Source organism: Bathymodiolus japonicus methanotrophic gill symbiont (assembly GCF_019721995.1).
GTDB lineage: Bacteria > Pseudomonadota > Gammaproteobacteria > Methylococcales > Methylomonadaceae > Methyloprofundus.
Genome location: NZ_BLYC01000001.1, coordinates 381,151 through 402,259, shown reverse-complemented (window position 1 = coordinate 402,259; position 21,109 = coordinate 381,151). Strand labels below are relative to the sequence as shown.

At 44.1% G+C, this 21,109-nt stretch carries 26 protein-coding genes and 1 pseudogene; 12 read left to right on the top strand and 15 right to left on the bottom strand.

Features of this window, described 5'->3' with window-relative positions:
- Positions 1–3: 3 nt before the first annotated feature.
- The gene (locus tag K6984_RS02440; protein WP_221894010.1) at positions 4–156 is read right to left on the bottom strand and encodes a hypothetical protein; all 153 of its coding nucleotides are present in this window, start codon (positions 154–156) and stop codon (positions 4–6) included.
- Between the two features lie 12 nt (positions 157–168).
- Between K6984_RS02440 and K6984_RS30460 the strand changes: the two genes are divergently transcribed.
- Complete coding sequence (locus tag K6984_RS30460; protein ID WP_230987823.1) at positions 169–312, top strand: hypothetical protein; 144 nt, start codon at positions 169–171, stop codon at positions 310–312.
- 10 nt (positions 313–322) lie between these two features.
- Here the strand turns inward: K6984_RS30460 and K6984_RS32285 are convergent.
- Together K6984_RS32285 and K6984_RS35605 are read right to left on the bottom strand one after the other, a co-directional pair.
- Positions 323–562, bottom strand: a pseudogene (locus K6984_RS32285) (YbaN family protein); the annotation flags it as partial.
- Between the two features lie 104 nt (positions 563–666).
- On the bottom strand, positions 667–795 hold the full coding sequence (locus tag K6984_RS35605) for a hypothetical protein (RefSeq protein WP_338024429.1): 129 nt from the start codon (positions 793–795) through the stop codon (positions 667–669).
- A 261-nt stretch (positions 796–1,056) separates the two neighbouring features.
- On the opposite strand from K6984_RS35605, the gene K6984_RS02430 reads away from it, so the two are divergent.
- Genes K6984_RS02430 through K6984_RS02420 form a run of 4 tightly spaced genes read left to right on the top strand, consistent with a single transcriptional unit; the run spans position 1,057 to position 2,650 of the window.
- Positions 1,057–2,157 carry a transposase gene (locus K6984_RS02430; protein ID WP_221894008.1) on the top strand — a complete coding sequence of 367 codons (1,101 nt, stop codon included), beginning with the start codon at positions 1,057–1,059 and terminating at the stop codon, positions 2,155–2,157.
- Positions 2,106–2,234, top strand: coding sequence for a hypothetical protein (locus K6984_RS32280; RefSeq protein ID WP_263458596.1), 129 nt, complete (start codon positions 2,106–2,108; stop codon positions 2,232–2,234). Before K6984_RS02430 ends, K6984_RS32280 begins: the two co-directional genes overlap by 52 nt.
- Before the next feature lie 27 nt (positions 2,235–2,261).
- A complete protein-coding gene (locus K6984_RS02425; RefSeq protein ID WP_221894007.1) occupies positions 2,262–2,417 on the top strand; it encodes a hypothetical protein in 156 nt (51 codons plus the stop codon).
- Complete coding sequence (locus K6984_RS02420; protein ID WP_221894006.1) at positions 2,414–2,650, top strand: hypothetical protein; 237 nt, start codon at positions 2,414–2,416, stop codon at positions 2,648–2,650. Before K6984_RS02425 ends, K6984_RS02420 begins: the two co-directional genes overlap by 4 nt.
- Here the strand turns inward: K6984_RS02420 and K6984_RS02415 are convergent.
- Together K6984_RS02415 and K6984_RS32275 are read right to left on the bottom strand one after the other, a co-directional pair.
- Positions 2,592–3,563, bottom strand: a complete 972-nt coding sequence (locus K6984_RS02415) for an AMP-binding protein (protein WP_221894140.1) — start codon at positions 3,561–3,563, stop codon at positions 2,592–2,594. The genes K6984_RS02420 and K6984_RS02415 overlap by 59 nt on opposite strands.
- A gap of 163 nt (positions 3,564–3,726) precedes the next feature.
- On the bottom strand, positions 3,727–3,855 hold the full coding sequence (locus K6984_RS32275) for a hypothetical protein (RefSeq protein ID WP_263458626.1): 129 nt from the start codon (positions 3,853–3,855) through the stop codon (positions 3,727–3,729).
- 12 nt (positions 3,856–3,867) lie between these two features.
- Here K6984_RS32275 and K6984_RS02410 point away from each other — a divergent pair, with 12 nt between their 5' ends.
- The gene (locus K6984_RS02410; protein ID WP_221894005.1) at positions 3,868–4,104 is read left to right on the top strand and encodes a hypothetical protein; all 237 of its coding nucleotides are present in this window, start codon (positions 3,868–3,870) and stop codon (positions 4,102–4,104) included.
- Between the two features lie 279 nt (positions 4,105–4,383).
- Positions 4,384–4,908 carry a transposase gene (locus tag K6984_RS02405; RefSeq protein WP_420831630.1) on the top strand — a complete coding sequence of 175 codons (525 nt, stop codon included), beginning with the start codon at positions 4,384–4,386 and terminating at the stop codon, positions 4,906–4,908.
- Here K6984_RS02405 and K6984_RS02400 read toward each other — a convergent pair.
- Both K6984_RS02400 and K6984_RS02395 read right to left on the bottom strand, forming a co-directional pair.
- Positions 4,850–6,148 (bottom strand): transposase, encoded by a 1,299-nt coding sequence (locus K6984_RS02400; protein ID WP_221894003.1) that lies wholly within the window; start codon positions 6,146–6,148, stop codon positions 4,850–4,852. The genes K6984_RS02405 and K6984_RS02400 overlap by 59 nt on opposite strands.
- Before the next feature lie 215 nt (positions 6,149–6,363).
- A complete protein-coding gene (locus tag K6984_RS02395; RefSeq protein ID WP_221894002.1) occupies positions 6,364–6,513 on the bottom strand; it encodes a hypothetical protein in 150 nt (49 codons plus the stop codon).
- Positions 6,514–7,110: 597 nt separating this feature from the next.
- Between K6984_RS02395 and K6984_RS02390 the strand changes: the two genes are divergently transcribed.
- A complete protein-coding gene (locus tag K6984_RS02390; RefSeq protein ID WP_338024422.1) occupies positions 7,111–11,022 on the top strand; it encodes a DUF3683 domain-containing protein in 3,912 nt (1,303 codons plus the stop codon).
- A 160-nt stretch (positions 11,023–11,182) separates the two neighbouring features.
- Here the strand turns inward: K6984_RS02390 and K6984_RS02385 are convergent, their stop codons facing one another.
- Positions 11,183–11,641, bottom strand: coding sequence for an NHL repeat-containing protein (locus tag K6984_RS02385; RefSeq protein WP_230987821.1), 459 nt, complete (start codon positions 11,639–11,641; stop codon positions 11,183–11,185).
- Between the two features lie 370 nt (positions 11,642–12,011).
- Between K6984_RS02385 and K6984_RS02380 the strand changes: the two genes are divergently transcribed.
- Positions 12,012–12,566, top strand: coding sequence for a hypothetical protein (locus K6984_RS02380; RefSeq protein ID WP_221894001.1), 555 nt, complete (start codon positions 12,012–12,014; stop codon positions 12,564–12,566).
- A 99-nt stretch (positions 12,567–12,665) separates the two neighbouring features.
- On the opposite strand, the gene K6984_RS35940 is transcribed toward K6984_RS02380, so the two are convergent.
- Positions 12,666–12,857 (bottom strand): sigma factor, encoded by a 192-nt coding sequence (locus K6984_RS35940; protein WP_420831640.1) that lies wholly within the window; start codon positions 12,855–12,857, stop codon positions 12,666–12,668.
- Positions 12,858–12,961: 104 nt separating this feature from the next.
- Positions 12,962–13,144, bottom strand: a complete 183-nt coding sequence (locus K6984_RS02370; protein WP_221893999.1) for a hypothetical protein — start codon at positions 13,142–13,144, stop codon at positions 12,962–12,964.
- On the opposite strand from K6984_RS02370, the gene K6984_RS02365 reads away from it, so the two are divergent.
- Positions 13,101–13,283 (top strand): hypothetical protein, encoded by a 183-nt coding sequence (locus K6984_RS02365; RefSeq protein WP_221893998.1) that lies wholly within the window; start codon positions 13,101–13,103, stop codon positions 13,281–13,283. The two genes, K6984_RS02370 and K6984_RS02365, sit on opposite strands and share 44 nt — an antisense overlap.
- Positions 13,284–13,335: 52 nt before the next feature.
- Here the strand turns inward: K6984_RS02365 and dnaE are convergent, their stop codons facing one another.
- The 5 genes from dnaE to K6984_RS02340 all read right to left on the bottom strand — a co-directional run bounded on the left by dnaE (position 13,336) and on the right by K6984_RS02340 (position 19,377).
- Positions 13,336–16,833 (bottom strand): DNA polymerase III subunit alpha, encoded by a 3,498-nt coding sequence (gene dnaE, locus K6984_RS02360; RefSeq protein WP_221894137.1) that lies wholly within the window; start codon positions 16,831–16,833, stop codon positions 13,336–13,338.
- A gap of 82 nt (positions 16,834–16,915) precedes the next feature.
- Positions 16,916–17,488, bottom strand: coding sequence for a ribonuclease HII (rnhB, locus tag K6984_RS02355; protein WP_221893997.1), 573 nt, complete (start codon positions 17,486–17,488; stop codon positions 16,916–16,918).
- A 10-nt stretch (positions 17,489–17,498) separates the two neighbouring features.
- On the bottom strand, positions 17,499–18,323 hold the full coding sequence (gene lpxA, locus K6984_RS02350) for an acyl-ACP--UDP-N-acetylglucosamine O-acyltransferase (protein WP_420831639.1): 825 nt from the start codon (positions 18,321–18,323) through the stop codon (positions 17,499–17,501).
- The gene (gene fabZ, locus K6984_RS02345) at positions 18,262–18,717 is read right to left on the bottom strand and encodes a 3-hydroxyacyl-ACP dehydratase FabZ (protein ID WP_221893996.1); all 456 of its coding nucleotides are present in this window, start codon (positions 18,715–18,717) and stop codon (positions 18,262–18,264) included. The genes lpxA and fabZ overlap by 62 nt, the downstream gene beginning before the upstream one ends.
- 162 nt (positions 18,718–18,879) lie before the next feature.
- Positions 18,880–19,377 (bottom strand): OmpH/Skp family outer membrane protein, encoded by a 498-nt coding sequence (locus K6984_RS02340; RefSeq protein ID WP_221893995.1) that lies wholly within the window; start codon positions 19,375–19,377, stop codon positions 18,880–18,882.
- 772 nt (positions 19,378–20,149) lie between these two features.
- Here K6984_RS02340 and K6984_RS02335 point away from each other — a divergent pair.
- A complete protein-coding gene (locus K6984_RS02335; RefSeq protein ID WP_221893994.1) occupies positions 20,150–20,764 on the top strand; it encodes a hypothetical protein in 615 nt (204 codons plus the stop codon).
- Positions 20,765–20,974: 210 nt separating this feature from the next.
- Positions 20,975–21,103, top strand: a complete 129-nt coding sequence (locus K6984_RS32270) for a hypothetical protein (protein ID WP_263458600.1) — start codon at positions 20,975–20,977, stop codon at positions 21,101–21,103.
- Positions 21,104–21,109 lie beyond the last annotated feature (6 nt).

The following is a 21,109-nucleotide window of genomic DNA, read 5'->3' as shown; positions in this document are numbered from 1 at the left end:
GTGCTAGAAGCACGCGAGAGGAGCAAGAATTGCATTCCGACAGGCGCGCCATGCTACCTCACGAAATTCCGGGACTCCTGTCGCCGTAATTCGTTCACCTACGCAGCGAATAGGAGATGCTCCAGCCGCCCTGCGTCCGCCACAGACTGAGCACAAAGCAGCTCAGTCATGGCTACCACAAATGGCTCTACGGCTATTCGGGATAAAATTTTAGCCTCCCTCGCGCGCTATCGCGCACTTCGGATTGGCAAATTTCCCTGCGCCTTCTGGAGACTATCAGCCCGTCCGGGGCTGACAGCGTTCGTGAGGTAGCATGGCGCGCCTGAATCTTGGTAGTACGCGTAATACTGCGCTTTGCTTCCCATTGCTGTAGAGCAGCACCAAACCAGCGATTATTTAGTAATTTGTGATGAAAACGCGGCGAGCTATTGGCAAAACAGGCTAGCGCGAGCAGCAAAAACGGCGTCGTTGGTAGCACAGGTAGCACTGCACCCATAACCCCCAGATCTACGCATAGTAAACCCAATAAAGTTAATATGTATTTTTTGATACGTTTGCGCATGATTTTATTTCAGTTTATGTGGCTTACCAGAATCCGTAGAGCGTGAATTTAGCCTGCTTAGTCAGCGATGCCTGTGGGCTAAAGCCACGCTCTACAAGTGAATATTAACCCTCGCGATCGCGCAAAACCCGCCTTAAAATTTTACCCGAAGGCGATTTAGGAATCTGATCGATAAATTCAATTGCTTTTATTTGCTTATAAGAGGCAAGTTTATCTTCAGTCCAGGCGATAATCTCAGCAGCAGATATCTGCTGCTTTGATCATCAGTGTTCCCATTGAAAGAAGAAGTACCTAAACAAAGCAGCCTATAACCTACCTGAAGGTAGCACCACTCGAATATTTCCATCTTTTTGATTTTAATCACTTATAACAGCAAATAGACACTCTGTAGGCACCGTAAAAAAACAACAAATAATTTCAAATAAAGCTTGCAATTGCCGAAAAAATTTTTCTAAAAATTTCCGTTTTAATCACCTCATAAACGGATATCACCCATGCTTAAAGACCTACCACTCTCTGAACATATTCACCAACACTGCAATGAAAGTATGGAACGTGCCCTGTTAGCAGAGCGTCATCCTTTGTGGGCTCGTTCATGCCCAGAGTTGAAGGATATCGACTTTATTCGCCTTGGGTTATTACGCTGTATCAGTGTAGTCGATAGTGGTCGCCATTTCCTCCAAACCAATGAACAGATTTATGGCCAGCTGCTTCCCCACTCAACGTATTTTAAATCACTGAAGTCGCATAGACGAACAAGTATGCTTGAGGCATTTGAACAGCAGAGCTATCATCTTCACTCTGAAACACTGCTATCGCAAGGCATTGATTATCTTAAAGCATTACCGGAACTTGACGAATACACCATAGAAGCAGCGGATGGACATTTTATTGATCATACCTGCCATACTGAAAAAAACAGCAAGGGGAAAGTTTATGCGGCCGGGGGGATTTACGCGTTGAATCTCAGAAGTGGGTTGCTCAGATTTCTTTGTCTGGTGACAAACGGAACTCAGAGGCATCAAGAAATACCTGTGTTACGAGATCATATTGAAAAGCAAAACAAGGGAAATAACAGCTCTCAGAAACATCTCTATGTCTACGATAAAGCCGTCACCGACTTTGTCTGGTGGGATCGGCAGAAACGACATGCTAATTACATGATTTCAATGCTAAAAGAAAATTCAATTGCGACTCTGGTTGAGTCTATCCCTTTTGACTCCCGCCATGAGATCAATACAGGGGTTGAAGCATACAGTGTGTACGAAAACAAGGGCATCAAATTTAACGTGGTGGATTACCGTGATCCAGAAACCGGAAAACTTCACCGGTTTGTGACAACCTTGCCAATGACTATTAACCCTGGAACCATTGCCATGCTGTATTTCAAGCGATGGACGATTGAAAAGACATTCAATAACACTAAAAGTAATTTCAAGGAAACTAAAGCTTGGTCTTCCAATACCCGCTCACTTGAAAATCAAATGCGCCTGACTGCAATGAGCTATAATTTAATGCGCGTGTTTTCGGGGAGTCGCTATTTTTGCGAAAGCTTGTTTTGGGCATCCCAGCCCAAGCAAGCAGCAAAAACTTAACGCGACCACTTATGCCTCCGGCGGCCCCGATTCGTCCTCGTCACCTCGTCCCGACCCAACAAGGGGTCGGAACATAGGCTCCAAATGACTTGACGCCGTGTCGGATGGCCTTTTATTTTGTCTCCACCTTCGCTAACGCTCAGACTCCGACAAAACAACGGCCCTACGGCTATCGCGGACTAAAAATCTTCACTTCGCTTAGGCTACGTTTCCCTGATTTTCAGCGGAAGAGATTTCAAAAACACAACAGCCAGAATTGATTCATCCATCGGATAAAAAATATAGCGAGGCTCTGGAGATAAGGCAGCAACAGGCTCAAAAACGAGATCGTTTTGTGAATCCATTATTTTTCCAGGCAAGAATATCTCGTATCAGCTCGTATACCATTCGGGCAGTTCAAAACGCAATAATAACAGGAATGTCTTTACAGTGCTTTATGAGCTCTCTTGTGGCGAGGTTAGTCTCACGGCATCAATTGATAGGGGAACACTGATGTCGGTATTAGGCATTAACACCCCGACGGTTCCCGGTTTAGTGCTTGTTAATAAGTCAGGTTCTTTAAGAGCCACAGGGCTGGTTTCGGTTAAACCATAGCCTTGATGTACAGTACATTTGATACGCTTACTGGCTGCTTGCAGTTGTGCATCGCCTATAGGTGCTGCTCCGGACATTATATATTGCAATGAACTCATATCGAAGTTACTGACTAGCGGATGATTGGCCAGAAAAAGAATAATCGGTGGTACCAGATAAGCTGTGTTTATCCGGTGTTGTTGAATTAAGCCGAGGAATTGTTCCGGCTTAAAACCATTGACAATGATTAGCGAGGACCCATTACATAAGCCCAGGTTCATTATCACAGTTATACCGTAAATATGAAAAAAAGGTAGCACCGCAATAATACTGTCTTCTGTATCAGGACACGAAGCATCTTGCTGTGTCTCAATCTGAATATTATGTGCAACCAAATTACTGTGGCTTAGCATACCCCCCTTTGGTAAGCCTGTGGTACCACTGGAGTAAGGCAATATAGCGATATCCGTGCGCGCATCAATGCTAACTGGCTGCAATTCAGTATCATTATCATCCTGCAATAAAAGCTCAAATGAGTTAGCTGCATCGCCACTATTAAACACACAAACTTCATCTACTGATGTTGCCTGCAGAATAGGATTGACCTTGTCTAACAAATCAGCCGTGGTAAATAAACAATGTGCTTTAGAATGCTTCAACTGATGCTCTAGCTCACCTGAAGCATAGAGCGGATTGGCTGTGGTAATAACACCGCTAATCAACATAACCGACTGGAAAACATAAATATATTCGATTATATTTGGCGCATAAATCGCAAATATATCCCCCTTTTTATAGCCTTTCCGCTGTAATAATCTGGCTACGGAATGGATATTTTTCTTTAGCTGAAGTTTCCTAGTTTTTAAAGCATAAGAATATCAGCTAATGCTTATTTTTCTAAAATATTAGATATTACTAATATTAATGGCATTCCGTTGACTAAAAGCCTTGAATTCTTTTTAAAAACAACAGGTTAATCGTGAATGAGGCCTAGTTTTACTGTATAATGCAGGCGCGCCATGCTACCTCACTAAATTCCGGGACTCCTGTCGCCGTAATTCGTTCACCTACGCAGCGAATAGGAGATGCTCCAGCCGCCCTGCGTCCGCCACAGACTGAGCACAAAGCAGCTCAGTCATGGCTACCACAAATGGCTCTACGGCTATTCGGGATAAAATTTTAGCCTCCCTCGCGCGCTATCGCGCACTTCGGATTGGCAAATTTCCCTGCGCCTTCTGGAGACTATCAGCCCGTCCGGGGCTGACAGCGAAAGTTTATAACACATTGATTATACAAATAAAACGACCTCATTCATGTTCATTTTACGCGATATTTTACTCCCGCTTCAAGATCATTTTTCCAAAACCACTTTAGGCCGCGAACGAGCCTCTCTGTTCGTTTACACGATCCTGTCCATTATCGTTCCTTTTACGTCATCAATGACCTCTAATCTTTGGCGTTGCCTTGATACGTTGTTTGGGTTTGAGATCAAGAATAAGCGCTTTTACACTTTCATGGCTTCTTCAACTTTGCCGTGGGCTGGGCTGTGGAAAACTATCTGGGAGCTGATTCCGTCTCCTGAAACAGATGGGCGCATATTGGTTGCACTGGATGACTCCATTATCACTAAAGTAGGCAAAAATATCTTCGGCTGTGAAGCCATTTTTGACCACGCGGCCGAATCAAAGCAAATATCCATGGGCACAAAATATTGTATCGGTAGGGTTGCTGAAACAGGTCAAAGGTCGCTGGGCGTGCTTATTTTTAGATTTCCGATTTTATCTGCCCTTAAAAACAATTCAGGCAAAAAAAGAAACCGCCACGATAAGAGGTGATGTCGTTCCTTTCCAGACCAAGATGGCTCAGGCGGCTCAAATGCTGATTGCAATTGCAGAACATTTTTCCACCGCTCCGATATTGACAGTCACTGATAGCTGGTTTGGCAACAATGGCCTATGGAAGCCTGTTTACAAAGCTATCGGAAGCCGGTTTAATATTCTCTCTAGGTTAAGGTGCAATAATGTACTGTACGATCGTCCAGAAAAAAGAAAACCCAAGCAGAGGGGGCGGAATAAAAAGTACGGGCAGCGTCTGGGGGCAGCCACCGCTGAAAATCACATCAGTGTTCCCCTATCAATTGAGGCCGTGAAACTAACCTCGCCACAAGAGAGCTCATAAAGCACTGTAAAGACATTCCTGTTATTATTGCGTTTTGAACTGCCCGAATGGTATACGAGCTGATACGAGATATTCTTGCCTGGAAAAATAATGGATTCACAAAACGATCTCGTTTTTGAGCCTGTTGCTGCCTTATCTCCAGAGCCTCGCTATATTTTTTATCCGATGGATGAATCAATTCTGGCTGTTGTGTTTTTGAAATCTCTTCAAATACGCGCATTAAATTATAGCTCATTGCAGTCAGGCGCATTTGATTTTCAAGTGAGCGGGTATTGGAAGACCAAGCTTTAGTTTCCTTGAAATTACTTTTAGTGTTATTGAATGTCTTTTCAATCGTCCATCGCTTGAAATACAGCATGGCAATGGTTCCAGGGTTAATAGTCATTGGCAAGGTTGTCACAAACCGGTGAAGTTTTCCGGTTTCTGGATCACGGTAATCCACCACGTTAAATTTGATGCCCTTGTTTTCGTACACACTGTATGCTTCAACCCCTGTATTGATCTCATGGCGGGAGTCAAAAGGGATAGACTCAACCAGAGTCGCAATTGAATTTTCTTTTAGCATTGAAATCATGTAATTAGCATGTCGTTTCTGCCGATCCCACCAGACAAAGTCGGTGACGGCTTTATCGTAGACATAGAGATGTTTCTGAGAGCTGTTATTTCCCTTGTTTTGCTTTTCAATATGATCTCGTAACACAGGTATTTCTTGATGCCTCTGAGTTCCGTTTGTCACCAGACAAAGAAATCTGAGCAACCCACTTCTGAGATTCAACGCGTAAATCCCCCCGGCCGCATAAACTTTCCCCTTGCTGTTTTTTTCAGTATGGCAGGCATGATCAATAAAATGTCCATCCGCTGCTTCTATGGTGTATTCGTCAAGTTCTGGGAATGCTTTAAGATAATCAATGCCTTGCGATAGCAGTGTTTCAGAGTGAAGATGGTAGCTCTGCTGTTCAAATGCCTCAAGCATACTTGTTCGTCTATGCGACTTCAGTGATTTAAAATACGTTGAGTGGGGAAGCAGCTGGCCATAAATCTGTTCATTGGTTTGGAGGAAATGGCGACCACTATCGACTACACTGATACAGCGTAATAACCCAAGGCGAATAAAGTCGATATCCTTCAACTCTGGGCATGAACGAGCCCACAAAGGATGACGCTCTGCTAACAGGGCACGTTCCATACTTTCATTGCAGTGTTGGTGAATATGTTCAGAGAGTGGTAGGTCTTTAAGCATGGGTGATATCCGTTTATGAGGTGATTAAAACGGAAATTTTTAGAAAAATTTTTTCGGCAATTGCAAGCTTTATTTGAAATTATTTGTTGTTTTTTTACGGTGCCTACAGAGTGTCTATTTGCTGTTATAAGTGATTAAAATCAAAAAGATGGAAATATTCGAGTGGTGCTACCTTCAGGTAGGTTATAGGCTGCTTTGTTTAGGTACTTCTTCTTTCAATGGGAACACTGATGGAAAATCATGGAAACGGAGCTTAGCGAAGTGGTGATTTTTAGTCCCTGATAGGCGACAGGGCAATTCGCTGATTCGACGTGTGCTAGCAGCACGCGAGAGGAGCAAGAATTGCATTCCGAATAGCCGTCCAACCAGTGAGGTAGTAATGACGAAGCGGCTTTTGTGCGTAGTCGTTGCGGACGCAGGGCGCGCCTGTCTTTAGTTCATCATAGTTAATCTGTCTGCCACTATCGCCATCAATTAATGCAATCTTCTTATGGTAAGGCTCAATACGCTTAAAAAAATATTCTGGCCAGGAAAGGTCGGGGATTTCAACTGTAGGAGAGGGGCTTATAATAATCATGGCTATGACCTTATTACTCGATTCAAGATTTAATTAGCGGCACTTCCATATTACTCTGTTTGCCCTTTATATATTTTTTATTCTGCCACAGTAAATTAGCAATAACAGAAAATCACATAACGACAGACACTCACTATAAAACCCTAACAATACTACTGTAAATAAGCTGTCTATCAAACATCGCACCCCGCGACACTTCGAGTGTTCAATGATGTTTACGATTAGTGCAGCAGCTATTTTGTATTAGGGATAAAGATGCATTTTTCATTAAATCAACACCAAAAAAATCTCTGTCTGTAAAAGTAAAATAGCTGCTGTACAAGCCCTGGAAAATGCTAAAATAACAAAAATTTTTTATCTTGCCTTAACATAAATAAACATATCTGTGGATACACAATCCCCCCTATCACCAACTGAAGCGTCACCCGTACGGTTACGCGAAATCCCTTATAACTACACGTCTTTTTCCGACCGTGAAATAGTCATCCGCCTACTCGGCGAAGATAACTGGCAGGTTCTGAATTCACTACGCGATGAGCGCGTCACCGGCCGCTCTTCGCAAATGCTATTCGAAGTATTGGGGGATATCTGGGCAGTACAGCGTAACCCCTATCTTGAGGATGATCTACTCGACAACCGCAAGCGACGTAATTCTCTGCTAGAAGCATTACGCCATCGATTGTTACAGATGGAAAAGCGACGCACAGAATATGAGACAGAAGGCGCTGACCGGGCTAAACGTGTGGCGCAGCTCATTAAAGCAACACATAAGGCCGTCGATACCTTTGCAGCCCACTTCAAAGACACTGAAAAAATGCGCCGCAAAGCGCTGGCGTTATTATCTAAACATACGCGTAAAGACAATATTTGCTTTGATGGCTTTGCACGCGTTTCACATGTCACCGATGCAACTGACTGGCGGGTGGAATATCCGTTTGTGGTGCTGTATCCACGTAGCGAAAAAGAAGTTGGCAAGTTAGTCAGAGATTGTATCAAGCTCGGCCTGACTATTATTCCGCGTGGAGGTGGCACGGGTTATACCGGTGGCGCAGTGCCTTTAACGCCTTATTCAGCCGTGATTAATACTGAAAAACTGATGGAAATTGGCCAGGTAGATCACGCCAGTAGTCTGCCGGGAGTTGAGAAAACTTATGCTACAGTTTATACCGGAGCAGGTCTCGTTACTCGTCGGGTGATGGATGTTGCCGAAAATGCAGGGTTGGTATTTGCCTGTGACCCAACCTCAGCTGACGCATCCTGCATAGGCGGAAATGTAGCGATGAATGCGGGTGGAAAAAAGGCGGTGTTATGGGGAACAGCGCTAGACAACCTGGTTTCCTGGCGCATGGTAACGCCGGATGGTAACTGGCTGGAAGTTGAGCGTCAACAGCACAATCTGGGCAAGATTCATGACCAGGATCAAGTCAGCTTTGCACTTAAGCGCTTCGATGCCAGCGGTAAAAAATTACTTGCTGAAGAATCGCTACTTATTCCCGGAACACAATTCCGTAAAGGTGAATTAGGCAAGGATGTTACCGATAAATTTTTAGGTGGATTACCCGGCATTCAGAAAGAAGGCTGTGACGGCATTATTACCTCGGCGCGCTGGATCTTGCATAAAATGCCAGCACATACCCGCACCTTCTGTCTTGAATTCTATGGCCAGGTCAGAGAAGCGGTGCCTGCAATAGTCGAAATTCGCGACTATCTTATGGCCTTACCTAAAACAGGCGAATTGCGGGTGATGCTAGCCGGACTTGAGCACCTGGATGACCGTTACGTCAAAGCAGTTGGCTATGCCAGCAAAGCCAAACACCTGGGCCGTCCGAAAATGATTTTGATAGGCGATGTTATTGGCGATGATGAAAATCAGGTTGCCTCGGCTGTATCCGAAGTTGTGCGCCTATGTAATGCCCGTGGCGCTGAAGGCTTTGTCGCAGTCAGCCCTGAAGCACGTAAGACTTTCTGGCTGGATCGCTCGCGTACTGCTGCGATTGCCAAACACACCAATGCATTTAAAATTAATGAAGACGTGGTTATTCCACTACCACGTATGGGGGATTATTGTGATGGTATCGAGCGCATCAATATTGAACTATCTTTGCGCAACAAAATACGCCTGTGTACTGCTTTAGCAGAATTTCTGCAAGGTGAACTACCCTTACGCCACTATGAAGATGAGGCCAATAAGGACGAACTAATAGGTGATCGGCGCGAACAGGCACTCAATACTATCGAACAGGTACGAACGCGCTGGCAGTGGCTCTACGATAATCTTGATTTAGCCTTGCCCGATGCTGAACCAATTTTTGCACAACTAGACATTAAGGCGAGTGAGTTCACTAACCGTGCAGAATCACCCACCTTATTTCATCGCTTGCAGGATCATTCCATACGCGTTTCATGGAAGCTGGAATTATTACAAGAGTTAAAAGAGATATTTGAAGGTGATAATTTCAAGCTAATTATCGAGCGCCTAGAAATGACGCATAAGGATATCTTGCGTGGACGCGTATTTATTGCCTTACATATGCATGCAGGTGATGGGAATGTACATACCAATTTGCCGGTCAATTCCGATCATTATCAAATGCTGCATGAAGCCAATGAAGCGGTTGCACGCATTATGGTGCTGGCGCGCGCTCTTGGCGGCGTTATCTCAGGTGAGCATGGTATAGGTATCACTAAATACGAATTCCTGAGCACAGAGGAATTAGCTAGTTTTCATCGTTACAAACAAGAAGTAGATCCAGAAGGACGCTTTAATAAAGGCAAGCTTATGCCAGGTGCCGATTTACACGCAGCCTATACCACCTCGTTTAGCTTAATGGGCTATGAATCACTGATTATGCAACAAAGTGAGATCGGTGCTATCTCGGACTCTATTAAAGACTGCCTGCGCTGTGGTAAATGTAAACCAGTATGCTCTACCCATGTCCCCCGGGCGAATTTATTATATTCGCCGCGTAATAAAATTCTGGCAACGTCCCTGCTGATTGAAGCCTTTCTATACGAAGAGCAAACACGTAGAGGCATTGCCATTAGTCATTGGGAAGAGTTTGAAGATGTGGCCGACCATTGCACCGTCTGTCATAAATGTGAAAGCCCCTGCCCAGTAGATATTGATTTCGGCGACGTGTCGATGAATATGCGTAACCTATTACGTAAAATGGGCAAGCAAAGCTTTAACCCAGTAAAAACCATGGCCATTGCCTTTTTATCTACCGGCCACCCCAACAGCGTTAAAATGATGCGCAAAGTATTGATCGAATGGTCATACAAGGCACAGCGAATAGGCAATTTCTTTATCCGCCCTTGGGGTAAAGCACAGCTTAAACAACCACCTGCATCAATTGGCAAGCCCAAGATGCAGGAATATGTGGTGCATTTTACTAACCGTAAGATGCCGGGTAAGTTGCCTAATAAAACCGCCAGGGCACTGCTAGGAATTGAGAGTAATGATATAGTTCCTATTATCCGCGACCCGCAAAAAACCCGCACTAATTCCGAAGCGGTATTTTATTTTCCGGGCTGTGGCTCTGAACGCTTGTTTTCACAAGTTGGCTTAGCAACCCAGGCAATGCTATATGAAATAGGCGTGCAAACCGTATTGCCTCCTGGATATTTATGTTGTGGTTTTCCTCAGCGAGCCGGAGGCGATTTCGAGAAGGCAGATCAAATCACCACAGATAATCGTATTCTGTTTCATCGTGTTGCAAATACGTTGAACTATCTGGATATCAAGACCGTTGTCGTTAGTTGCGGAACCTGTCTGGATCAACTGGAAGATTATGAGTTTGACAAAATATTTCCGGGCTGCCGTATGCTCGATATTCATGAATATCTAGTGGAAAAAGATGTCAAACTGGAAGGTGTCAATGGCACTCAGTATATGTACCATGACCCTTGTCATACGCCATTGAAACAACAAGACCCGATGAAAACAGTTAACGCCTTAATGGTCACAGACGTACATAAATCTGATCGCTGTTGCGGTGAGTCAGGCACCTTGGCCGTTGGACGCCCAGATGTATCTACCGGAGTGCGTTACAGAAAAGCCGAAGAATTAGAAAATGACAAGGCCAAACTGCGAGCTAATGGCAATGATGGCCCGATTAAAATGCTAACCTCATGTCCATCGTGCATGCAAGGCTTGCAGCGTTTCGATGATGGCGATGAACAACTGGATGCAGATTATATCGTGGTAGAAATCGCTAAAAACATACTCGGAGACGACTGGATGCAAGACTACATCAAGCAGGCTTCAAAAGGGGGTATTGAGCGGGTGCTGGTTTAATCAATAAGGGGGCGCAAGGCTGCTCGAAAGAGTGACCTTATGCGCCCCATTTCTTAGGATTAAGGGGTAAAAAAAATCTCAACTCTTTAGGATGTTGCTGAGGAATGAAGCGCATTACACACAATGGTGTGCTTCATTCCTCAGCACACCCTACAGAATATTAAGGCTGCTGGACTGTTCCTAGTAATGGTGTTTTAACTGGCGCAGCGAGCCCGATAAACACAACAATTTCATGCCCACCCGGGTTTTCTTGACCAGGAGGAAACAAGCCAATTTCTTTATAGTTATTGACTACCCAGACATTACCAGAAGTATCAATTTGAATGCCTGTAACGCGCTTTAAGGCATCGCTAGTATAACCCGAAAAAGGTTCACCTGTATGGAAGCCCGGCAGGCAGTTCTCCTCTTTTACACCGCATAAGTGCATAATTCTCTTGCCTGCAAAATTAGCAACCCAGATATTATCATTCCCATCGACGGCAATACCCCAAGGCCATCGCAAAACATCTCGTGGTATATCGACAGTTTTACCGAAGGTCGTCACCTCACGCATTTCCCCAAGATGACGAATCAGTGTTACCGCAGCGAGGGTATTGCTTGAACCATCAGAGCCAATCACATTATCCTCATTGAGTATGGCGGGACATGGCGGGTTTGGTAATCCTGCATCTGCAAACCAGAGATTCCCTTCACTATCCGCCGCAATTCACATCGGCCGTTTAATTTCATCACCCGTGATATAGTCTCCTACTTTTATCATCAGTGTTCCCATTGAAAGAAGAAGTACCTAAACAAAGCAGCCTATAACCTACCTGAATGTAGCACCACTCGAATATTTCCATCTTTTTGATTTTAATCACTTATCACAGCAAATAGACACTCTGTAGGCACCGTAAAAAAACAACAAATAATTTCAAATAAAGCTTGCATTTGCCGAAGAATTTTTCTAAGAATTTCCGTTTTAATCACCTCATAAACGGATATCACCCATGCTTAAAGACCTACCACTCTCTGAACATATTCACCAACACTGCAATGAAAGTATGGAACGTGCCCTGTTAGCAGAGCGTCATCCTTTGTGGGCTCGCTCATGCCCAGAGTTGAAGGATATCGACTTTATTCTCCTTGGGTTATTACGCTGTATCAGTGTAGTCGATAGTGGTCGCCATTTCCTCCAAACCAATGAACAGATTTATGGCCAGCTGCTTCCCCACTCAACGTATTTTAAATCACTGAAGTCGCATAGACGAACAAGTATGCTTGAGGCATTTGAACAGCAGAGCTATCATCTTCACGCTGAAACACTGCTATCGCAAGGCATTGATTATCTTAAAGCATTCCCAGAACTTGACGAATACACCATAGAAGCACAGGCGCGCCATGCTACCTCACGAAATTCCGGGACTCCTGTCGCCGTAATTCGTTCACCTACGCAGCGAATAGGAGATGCTCCAGCCGCCCTGCGTCCGCCACAGACTGAGCACAAAGCAGCTCAGTCATGGCTACCACAAATGGCTCTACGGCTATTCGGGATAAAATTTTAGCCTCCCTCGCGCGCTATCGCGCACTTCGGATTGGCAAATTTCCCTGCGCCTTCTGGAGACTATCAGCCCGTCCGGGGCTGACAGCGGCGGATGGACATTTTATTGATCATGCCTGCCATACTGAAAAAAACAGCAAAATGCTGCCTTATAGGATTTTTGACTACGTAATATATCTATCGTTCGGTTGCGTACTATGGCAAAAAACCACGGGCGAAATAGCCGTTTTGTGTCATAGGTATGCCGCGCAGCATGTATTGCAATCAGGCACTCCCGCACACAGTCCTCAAGCATATCGATAGGACCAAACCGGGTATATAAAAAAGCGGCCGTCACATCACCCAGTTCTACAAGCAATTTTTCATAGCAATGCTCATCACCTTGCTGAGCACGGCTCATCAATTGCGACCAGCGTTGTTCGTCGTTACCTGAGGGCAATTCGCTGATTCGACGTGTGCTAGCAGCACGCGAGAGGAGCAAGAATTGCATTCCGAATAGCCGTCCAGCCAGTGAGGTAGTAATGACGAAGCGGCTTTTGTGCGTAGTCGTTGCGGACGCAGGGCGTTCAGGGCATCTCCCATCCGCTGCGTAGGTGAACGAATTATGGCGACAGGAGTCCCAGAATTTCGTGAGGTAGCATGGCGCGCCTGTGTGTTGCTCCATTTTTCGTTTAAAATCCTAATACGCACGCCGTTACAAATTTGTTACACAATTATTTAATAATATTCGTCATAGCCCTGCAAACTTATCTCTCGTCCAACAATAATAGTGCTTATCGATATTTGATTCGGACAGCAGTATCCCGGTTGAGGATACGCTGTAAGCGTGTGATTAACTCATCCGTAGGGTGTATCCGCCACTGATCACCTAGTTGCACACTTGTTTTAGCCGTTGCCGAGTGATAATTGATCACTAACATACACTGGCCATCGGTAAAAGGCTGTAGAGTTTCCTGCAGGCTACGGATAAAATCAGGGGCATTTTCGACCACTGCATTGCTGTCCCAATCCAGCATTAAGCAACGTGCAAATTTTTCTCTCGCCTGCTCCATACTATACAATTTTTCAGCTGTTACACTGAGCATGCCGGAATAACCATCAATACGTGCCGAGCCTTCAACTACCAGCACTTCATCTGTAGATAACAGGTCTTGATATAATTCAAACGTTTCACTATAGATAGCCACATCGACACGCGCACTTTTATCATCTAGCGTGGCAAACCCCATATTGCGCCCTTTTCTGTTTAAACGAGTGCGAATGCCAATTAATAATCCCGCTAGGCACACATCTATTTTACCTCGGCTATTTTCAATAGTTGCCATAGTTTTGGCGATACTGCCATGCACAATATTTTGTAACTCGGGCCAGTATTGATCTATCGGATGTCCAGTTAAAAACAAACCCAGGGCTAATTTTTCAAACGCCAGGCGCTCTTTTTCTGGCCATACAGCTACATTATCGGCATAATCTCTAACTTCATCATCCTGGCTTTCTGCATTCACTGCCAGGCCAAATAAGTCATTTTGCCCTACTGCTGCCATTTTCACATGACGTTCGGCCACTTTAATTGCTGTAGGCAACTCCGCCATATGACTGGCACGATTATCATTAAACGTATCAAAAGCACCCCCGCGTATCAGCGCCTCAAAAACACGGCGGTTTACTTTACGTAAGTCCACGCGCTTACATAAATCATATAAACCAGTAAACGAACCATTAGCTTTTCTTTCACGCAGCAAGTCTTCTATTGCTGCTTCACCGACACCTTTAATTGCGCCAATGCCATAGACAATTTCTCCGGCATCATTCACGGTAAACTGGTAATTAGAGACATTGATATTTGGAGGACATACCATTAAATTCATATCCTGACATTCCGCAATCAGAATAACAACCTTATCGGTATTATCCATATCTGAGGACAATACTGCCGCCATAAATGCGGCAGGATAATGGGCTTTTAACCAGGCAGTCTGATACGCAACGAGAGCGTATGCAGCCGAATGTGATTTATTAAAACCATAGCCGGCAAATTTCTCCATTAAATCGAACACATAGGTTGCGATTTTCTCATCGAGACCATTAGCTATGGCACCCTCGGTAAAAATAGCCCGCTGTTGCGCCATTTCCTCAACTTTTTTCTTACCCATGGCACGACGCAACAAATCCGCTCCACCCAGGGTATACCCCCCCATTTCACGGGCGATCTGCATAACCTGCTCTTGGTATAAAATAACGCCATTCGTAGGCTCTAGCACCGGTATCAAGATAGGATGAGCATATTCCGCTTTTGCACCATGCTTTACATTGATATAGTCATCTACCATGCCAGACTCCAATGGCCCTGGGCGAAATAAGGCAACCAGCGCAATAATATCGTCAAAGCAATCGGGTTTAAGCTTTTTAATCAGCTCTTTCATACCCCGCGACTCAAGCTGAAACACCGCCGTGGTTTCAGCATTTTTTAATAACTCGTATGATGCAGCATCATCGCGTGGAATCTGTGTAATGTCGACTAGTGGTTGACTGGATTCCGCAAGTTTCTTATTGATCGTTTGTAATGCCCAATCGATAATCGTTAAGGTGCGCAAACCCAGAAAATCAAATTTGACCAGGCCAACTGCTTCTACATCATCTTTATCGAATTGAGTAACTAGGTTGCCGCCTCCCTGCTCACAATAAAGGGGCGAGAAATCGGTAAGTTTAGTGGGTGCGATAACCACCCCCCCTGCATGTTTCCCAGCATTTCTAGCCGTACCTTCAAGGGAAAGCGCCATGTCCATCAGGCTTTTTACATCGTCATCGGTATCATATAATTCTTTAAACTCTGCAACATCTTGCAAGGCTTTGCTAAGTGTTATGCCAATTTCAAATGGCACCAGCTTGGACAATCTATCGACAAAGCCGTAAGGATGGCCCAATACTCGCCCGACATCGCGAATAACCGCTTTGGCAGCCATCGAACCATAGGTGATAATTTGTGAAACTTTATCCCGTCCGTAATGACCGGCAACATAGTCAATCACTTCATCACGCCTGTCCATACAGAAATCAACGTCGAAATCCGGCATCGAAACCCGCTCCGGATTTAGAAAGCGCTCAAACAGTAAATCAAACTCAATCGGATCCAGGTCAGTAATATTAAGTACATAGGCAACTAGCGACCCGGCACCCGATCCACGACCTGGGCCTACCGGAATTGCATTATCTTTTGCCCATTGAATAAAATCGGCGACAATCATAAAATAGCCTGGAAAACCCATCTGTACGATGATATCCAGTTCCATTTTTAAGCGCTGATCATAAGCCTTGCGGTTTTCATCTGCAGTATCCGAACCTATAGCCGGATATTTTTCTAAGCGGGCATCCAGACCTTTTTTTGATTCTGCAATAAAAAACTCATCCAGTGACATACCTTCTGGCACAGGAAAATCCGGCAGGTAGTTTTCCTCCAGGGTTAACTGAATATTACAGCGCCTGGCTATTTCTACACTATTGGCTAATGCCTCAGGAATATCGGCGAATAATGTCTGCATCTCAGTTGTGCTGCGCAAGTACTGCTGAGCGGTATAATCTTTAGGGCGGCGGCTATCATCTATCACACGCCCCTGATTAATGCACACACGCACCTCATGCGCAGCAAAATTTTCAGTTTTTAAAAAGCGTACATTATTGGTAGCTACAACGGGTAAATCAAGCTCTGTTGCTAAGGCAACTGCGCTGGCAAGGTAATTTTCTTCCTGCTTCTTGCCGATACGCTGTAATTCGAGATAAAAGCTCTGGGGAAAGAGCTGACTCCAGAACTGCGCCAGTTCTTTAGCTTGCTGGATGTCATCGGCCAGCAAAGCCTGGCCTATATCACCTTCCATAGCTCCCGACAAAACGATTAGACCCTGATGGTTCTGCTCTAGCCACTCACGTTGTAGCATGGGGATGCCTAGATGCTGCCCTTCCTGATAGGCCCTGGAGATTAGCTCCGTCAGCGTCACATAACCAACATTATTTTTAGCGAGTAATGTCAGGCGAAAAGGCTGGGATGCCGCATCCGAATTGAAAATATTCACATCCGCACCAGCGATAGGCTTAATACCTTTAGCCAGTGCTGCGCGATAAAATTTAACCAGGGCAAATAGATTGGAATGGTCTGTTATGGCAACCGCTGGCATGCAAAGTTCCGCTAATTCATTAATCAGCGGCTTGATTTTAACAATACCATCAACTAGAGAATATTCAGAATGTAAGCGTAAATGAATAAATTCAGGTTGCATAACACGCAAATCAGATATGGGTGAGGTGAGACTAAATTATTTACTGTACAAGATATAGAGAGCGGCTATAGCAAACTTTGGACTATTGCATTTTGCTTACCGGTGCGAAAGATCGTCGGTGTTGCTCGCAAGCCCCAAGTCTGGCTAATTTTTCTTTATGTAATTTGGTTGGATAGCCTTTATGCCTGGAAAATTCATAACCAGGATACAACGCATCTAACAGTATCATTTCCTGATCTCGATACACTTTGGCAATAATTGATGCCGCAGATATTTCAGCAACTAATAAATCACCCTGAATAATAGTTTCACCCGGGCACGCAGTATCAGGGTATTGATTACCGTCCACTTTTAGCCAGTCGGGTCGCACGGATAATGAGCTGACTGCACGTTGCATCGCAAGTAGTGATGCTTGCAGGATATTAATCTGATCGATCTCGCTAGCTTCAGCTCGACCTATCACCCAGGCGATAGATTGCTGTTTGATGATATCCGATAGGGTATTTCGCCTACTTGCAGATAGTTTTTTTGAATCGGACAATCCATCAATTGAGTGTGCCGGATCTAAAATAACTGCGGCGGCAATAACCGAACCTACTATACAGCCCCGGCCTACTTCATCGACTCCGGCAATGACCTTATGACTGCTGTTCAAAGCCTGCTACTCAGCGCAAAATACCACGGGTCACATTGCGCAAAAAACTAACCATATTGGAAATCTCATCACACTCACCGGCCAGGTCTTCCATGTCTTCAATAGCATCTTCCAGACGGAGATTATTTTTATACAGGATTTTATAGGCTTTGCGTATTAACCGAGTTGCTTCAGGGCTACTACCCGAGCGCTCCATGCCTACCGAGTTTATACCATGCGGCCTTGTTGGACGACCACCGACCATCACATAAGGAGGTACATCCTGGGTAATGACACTGCCCATCGCCGAAAAGCTAAAGGTACCAATTTGGGTAAATTGATGTACCAGGGTGAAACCACCCAGGATGGCGTTATCACAGAGATGGACATGTCCAGCCAGCGATGCGCCATTTGCCATAATTACATTATTCCCTATCACACAGTCATGCGCGACATGGGTATAAGCCATAAATAGATTGTCATTGCCAATCCTTGTTTCCGCATGATCTTGCAGTGTTCCTCTATGCAGTGTTGCAAATTCTCGAATAACATTTCTATCACCAATGGTTAAGCTGGTTTTTTCATCGGCATACTTTTTATCCTGGGGGTCTTCCGCTATCGAAGTAAATTGATAGATATGGTTGTCCTTACCAATCTGTACCGGTCCTTTGATAACAACATGAGGACCGATAACAGTCCCTGAATCAATAGTGACATCAGCACCTATGACAGAAAAAGGCCCTATCTGGACATCATCTGCAATTTCTGCCTTTATATCAACAATTGCTTTGGAATCAATCAATCTTTTTTCCAACGGCTGCACAGCGAATAATTGCACTGGCAACAAATTCACCATCAACAGTAGCAGTACAATTAAATGACCAGATATTGCGCTTGCTCTTTTCAAACACTGCTTCCAGCATCATCTGGTCTCCCGGGACTACTGGACGCTTGAATTTAGCTTTATCAATACTGGTTAGAAAATAAGTCATGCCATGCCCCAGTTCATCCGGTGACGTTTCTGATGCGAGCAGACCCGTTGCCTGTGCTAGCGCCTCAAGAATCAGAACACCTGGGAAAATTGACATATGCGGGAAATGTCCCTGAAAAAAAGGCTCATTAAAGGTGACATTCTTAACCCCTAATAATCTGACTCCTGGCTCACATTCTACAACTTTATCAATTAACAAGAATGGATACCGATGAGGTAAAAATTCCTGGATCTCTTTTATACCAAGTACTGTTTCCAATTTAACAACCTTTTTAACTTAACTAAAATGACTATAAACATATATTAATGGCTATCATGTACTCTAGCTTTATCCCATGTTTGTGTAACATGGGATAAAGCTATACTTAAACCCGATTATAGTATGTTTCCGTGTGTATCTTTGCGCTAAAAATGCATGCTTCTATGGCATTTTAGACAGCTTTTCTTGTACTTTATCTGTTACATCTACCTTGCTACTTGCATGGATAACGCCTTCAGTAAGAAGCAGGTCATAATTACCTTCCTCGGCTAGTGCTTTAACAGCTTCAATGATTCTATTTTGCATTTTACCTAACTCTTCATTACGACGAATGCTGAAATCTTCTTTGAATTCTTGCTGGGCACGCTGCGCATCTCGACGTATAGAAATTATATCGCGCTCCAGGTCCCGCTTTTTTGTCTCGGTCATAGTCATACCGTCTCTGGCTAGTCTTTCTTCCAGTTTTTTAATCTTTTTTTGCTGCGCGACTAATTGCTTTTCTTTAGGCGAGAATTCTTTTTCCAGGCGTTTTTTAGCTTCAGCTGCCTGTGGAGCATTTGCCATTAATAAGGGTATATTCACAACACCAATTCTTATTTCTGCCTGAACCATCGGGCTTAATACAAACAATCCCACTAAAACAGCTAATTTCTTTAACATTAATATTCTCCATAGCACTATTCTTAAAAGCTAAACTCATTTGCGCATTATACTGTATCTATAAAAAAATGAGAGCCTTTAGCTGTGAATTTAATCAAATTTATAGCTTTGCCGTAAATTATAATTGTTGCAGTCCTATTTGCTTAATCAGAAACACCCGCTTGAGTGATGCAATCAAGCACCTTTCGTTTACAGTCGCCTATCGACTCCGGTAAAGCCATACGTAGCTTTCGGGGCTCTGGGGACGACTTCGTACCTTAGATAGATGCACTCAAAGCCGAGATTAATGCTATTCTCCACCTTAACCCGCAATAACCAGCATAGTCATGGTATGGTAATATACCTCTACAGCGTTGTTTATGGTTTAATGACAATAAAAAATACCTAACATTGTGGCGTTACCTGTCTATTACAGATCAATAATACGGGCAATTTCTCTCAGGCTGTGTTTACCCGTTTCTTTTCTTACATAGGCATGGGGCGTAGCTAAATTGTGAACTATTATTTGTAATCCAGGGTTACTACTTAACTGAAGTTTCCCAATAATTATTTATGGTAAAATTGAAACTATACTACAACTATATGAAAAAAATAGTCTTTTCATTCGTTTCAAATGCTATTGCCTAAGGGAAATTAAGTAGGGGTTTGCTATAAACATGGCAAAACCACCTAAAATAAACCTCGATACACCAGCATTGTGTATTTCAGCTACTCAATAATTGGGAAACTTCAGCTACTTAATATTCACTCAATTGATTTTTCGGATCCAGCTATGGTTAAACTTAAATTAGATGAAATTCTGGAGCGCCTGCGCTTAACACAGAAGGAGTTAGAAGCTGAAATTGATCGACTTTTACAAGACCGGCGTAAACAATTTCACTACAATTTACGCCGTGGCAAGGTCGTATTTGAGCGCAATGTTCGCCGCTTGCAGCGTCGCCAAAGAACCGGACTTTGGAATTATCTGCGCAAAGCGCCTATCGCGCATATATTATCATCCCCTGTTATTTACAGCTTACTCGGACCGCTGCTGTTACTAGATATTTCAATCAGTATATATCAACATATCTGTTTTCGTATTTACGGCATTCCACTGGTGAACCGATCAGAGCATATCATTATTGACCGGCACCGCCTACCCTATCTAAACGCTATCGAATCGTTAAATTGCATGTATTGTGGTTACGGTAATGGGCTTATTGCCTATACTCGGGAAGTTATTGCGCGTACTGAACAATACTGGTGCCCAATCAAACATGCCCAACATCGCATACATAATCATGAACGTACACACATGTTTGTTGACTATGGAGACCTTGAAAGCTGGCGAAAAAATTTCAAAAAAATACGCCATAACTGGCTTGGTGACAAAGACAATAATCAGTAGGACTAAAGTAATTGCTTAAAGCTGAAATTCTCAAACCGCGCCCTATTAATCTAAAGGAAGGGGAGAATATGTCGTTTCTAGACAATACCAACCACCTGGAAAGGTTGGGCCACCGGTAAACATCCCACTAAAACAACATTTCAACCTTCTTTCCTGAGTGTATAATTAAGTCTTAGGGAGCTGGAAATAAATAGCGGGGAGTCGCTATTTTTGCGAAAGCTTGTTTTGGGCATCCCAGCCCAAGCAAGCGGCAAAAACTTAACGCGACCACTAATGCCTCCGGCGGCCCCGATTCGTCCTCGTCACCTCGTCCCGACCCAACAAGGGGTCGGAACATAGGCTCCA

Coding starts and splice junctions, on each gene's coding strand:
- K6984_RS30460 (WP_230987823.1), top strand. CDS start 169: ATGGCTACCACAAATGGCTCTACGGCTATTCGGGATAAAATTTTAGCC.
- K6984_RS02430 (WP_221894008.1), top strand. CDS start 1,057: ATGCTTAAAGACCTACCACTCTCTGAACATATTCACCAACACTGCAAT.
- K6984_RS02425 (WP_221894007.1), top strand. CDS start 2,262: ATGGCCTTTTATTTTGTCTCCACCTTCGCTAACGCTCAGACTCCGACA.
- K6984_RS02410 (WP_221894005.1), top strand. CDS start 3,868: ATGGCTACCACAAATGGCTCTACGGCTATTCGGGATAAAATTTTAGCC.
- K6984_RS02400 (WP_221894003.1), bottom strand. CDS start 6,148: ATGCTTAAAGACCTACCACTCTCTGAACATATTCACCAACACTGCAAT.
- K6984_RS02380 (WP_221894001.1), top strand. CDS start 12,012: ATGCTTAAAGACCTACCACTCTCTGAACATATTCACCAACACTGCAAT.
- K6984_RS35940 (WP_420831640.1), bottom strand. CDS start 12,857: ATGCTTGAGGACTGTGTGCGGGAGTGCCTGATTGCAATACATGCTGCG.
- K6984_RS02370 (WP_221893999.1), bottom strand. CDS start 13,144: ATGGGAGATGCCCTGAACGCCCTGCGTCCGCAACGACTACGCACAAAA.
- dnaE (WP_221894137.1), bottom strand. CDS start 16,833: ATGCAACCTGAATTTATTCATTTACGCTTACATTCTGAATATTCTCTA.
- lpxA (WP_420831639.1), bottom strand. CDS start 18,323: ATGGTGAATTTGTTGCCAGTGCAATTATTCGCTGTGCAGCCGTTGGAA.
- K6984_RS02340 (WP_221893995.1), bottom strand. CDS start 19,377: ATGTTAAAGAAATTAGCTGTTTTAGTGGGATTGTTTGTATTAAGCCCG.
- K6984_RS02335 (WP_221893994.1), top strand. CDS start 20,150: ATGGTTAAACTTAAATTAGATGAAATTCTGGAGCGCCTGCGCTTAACA.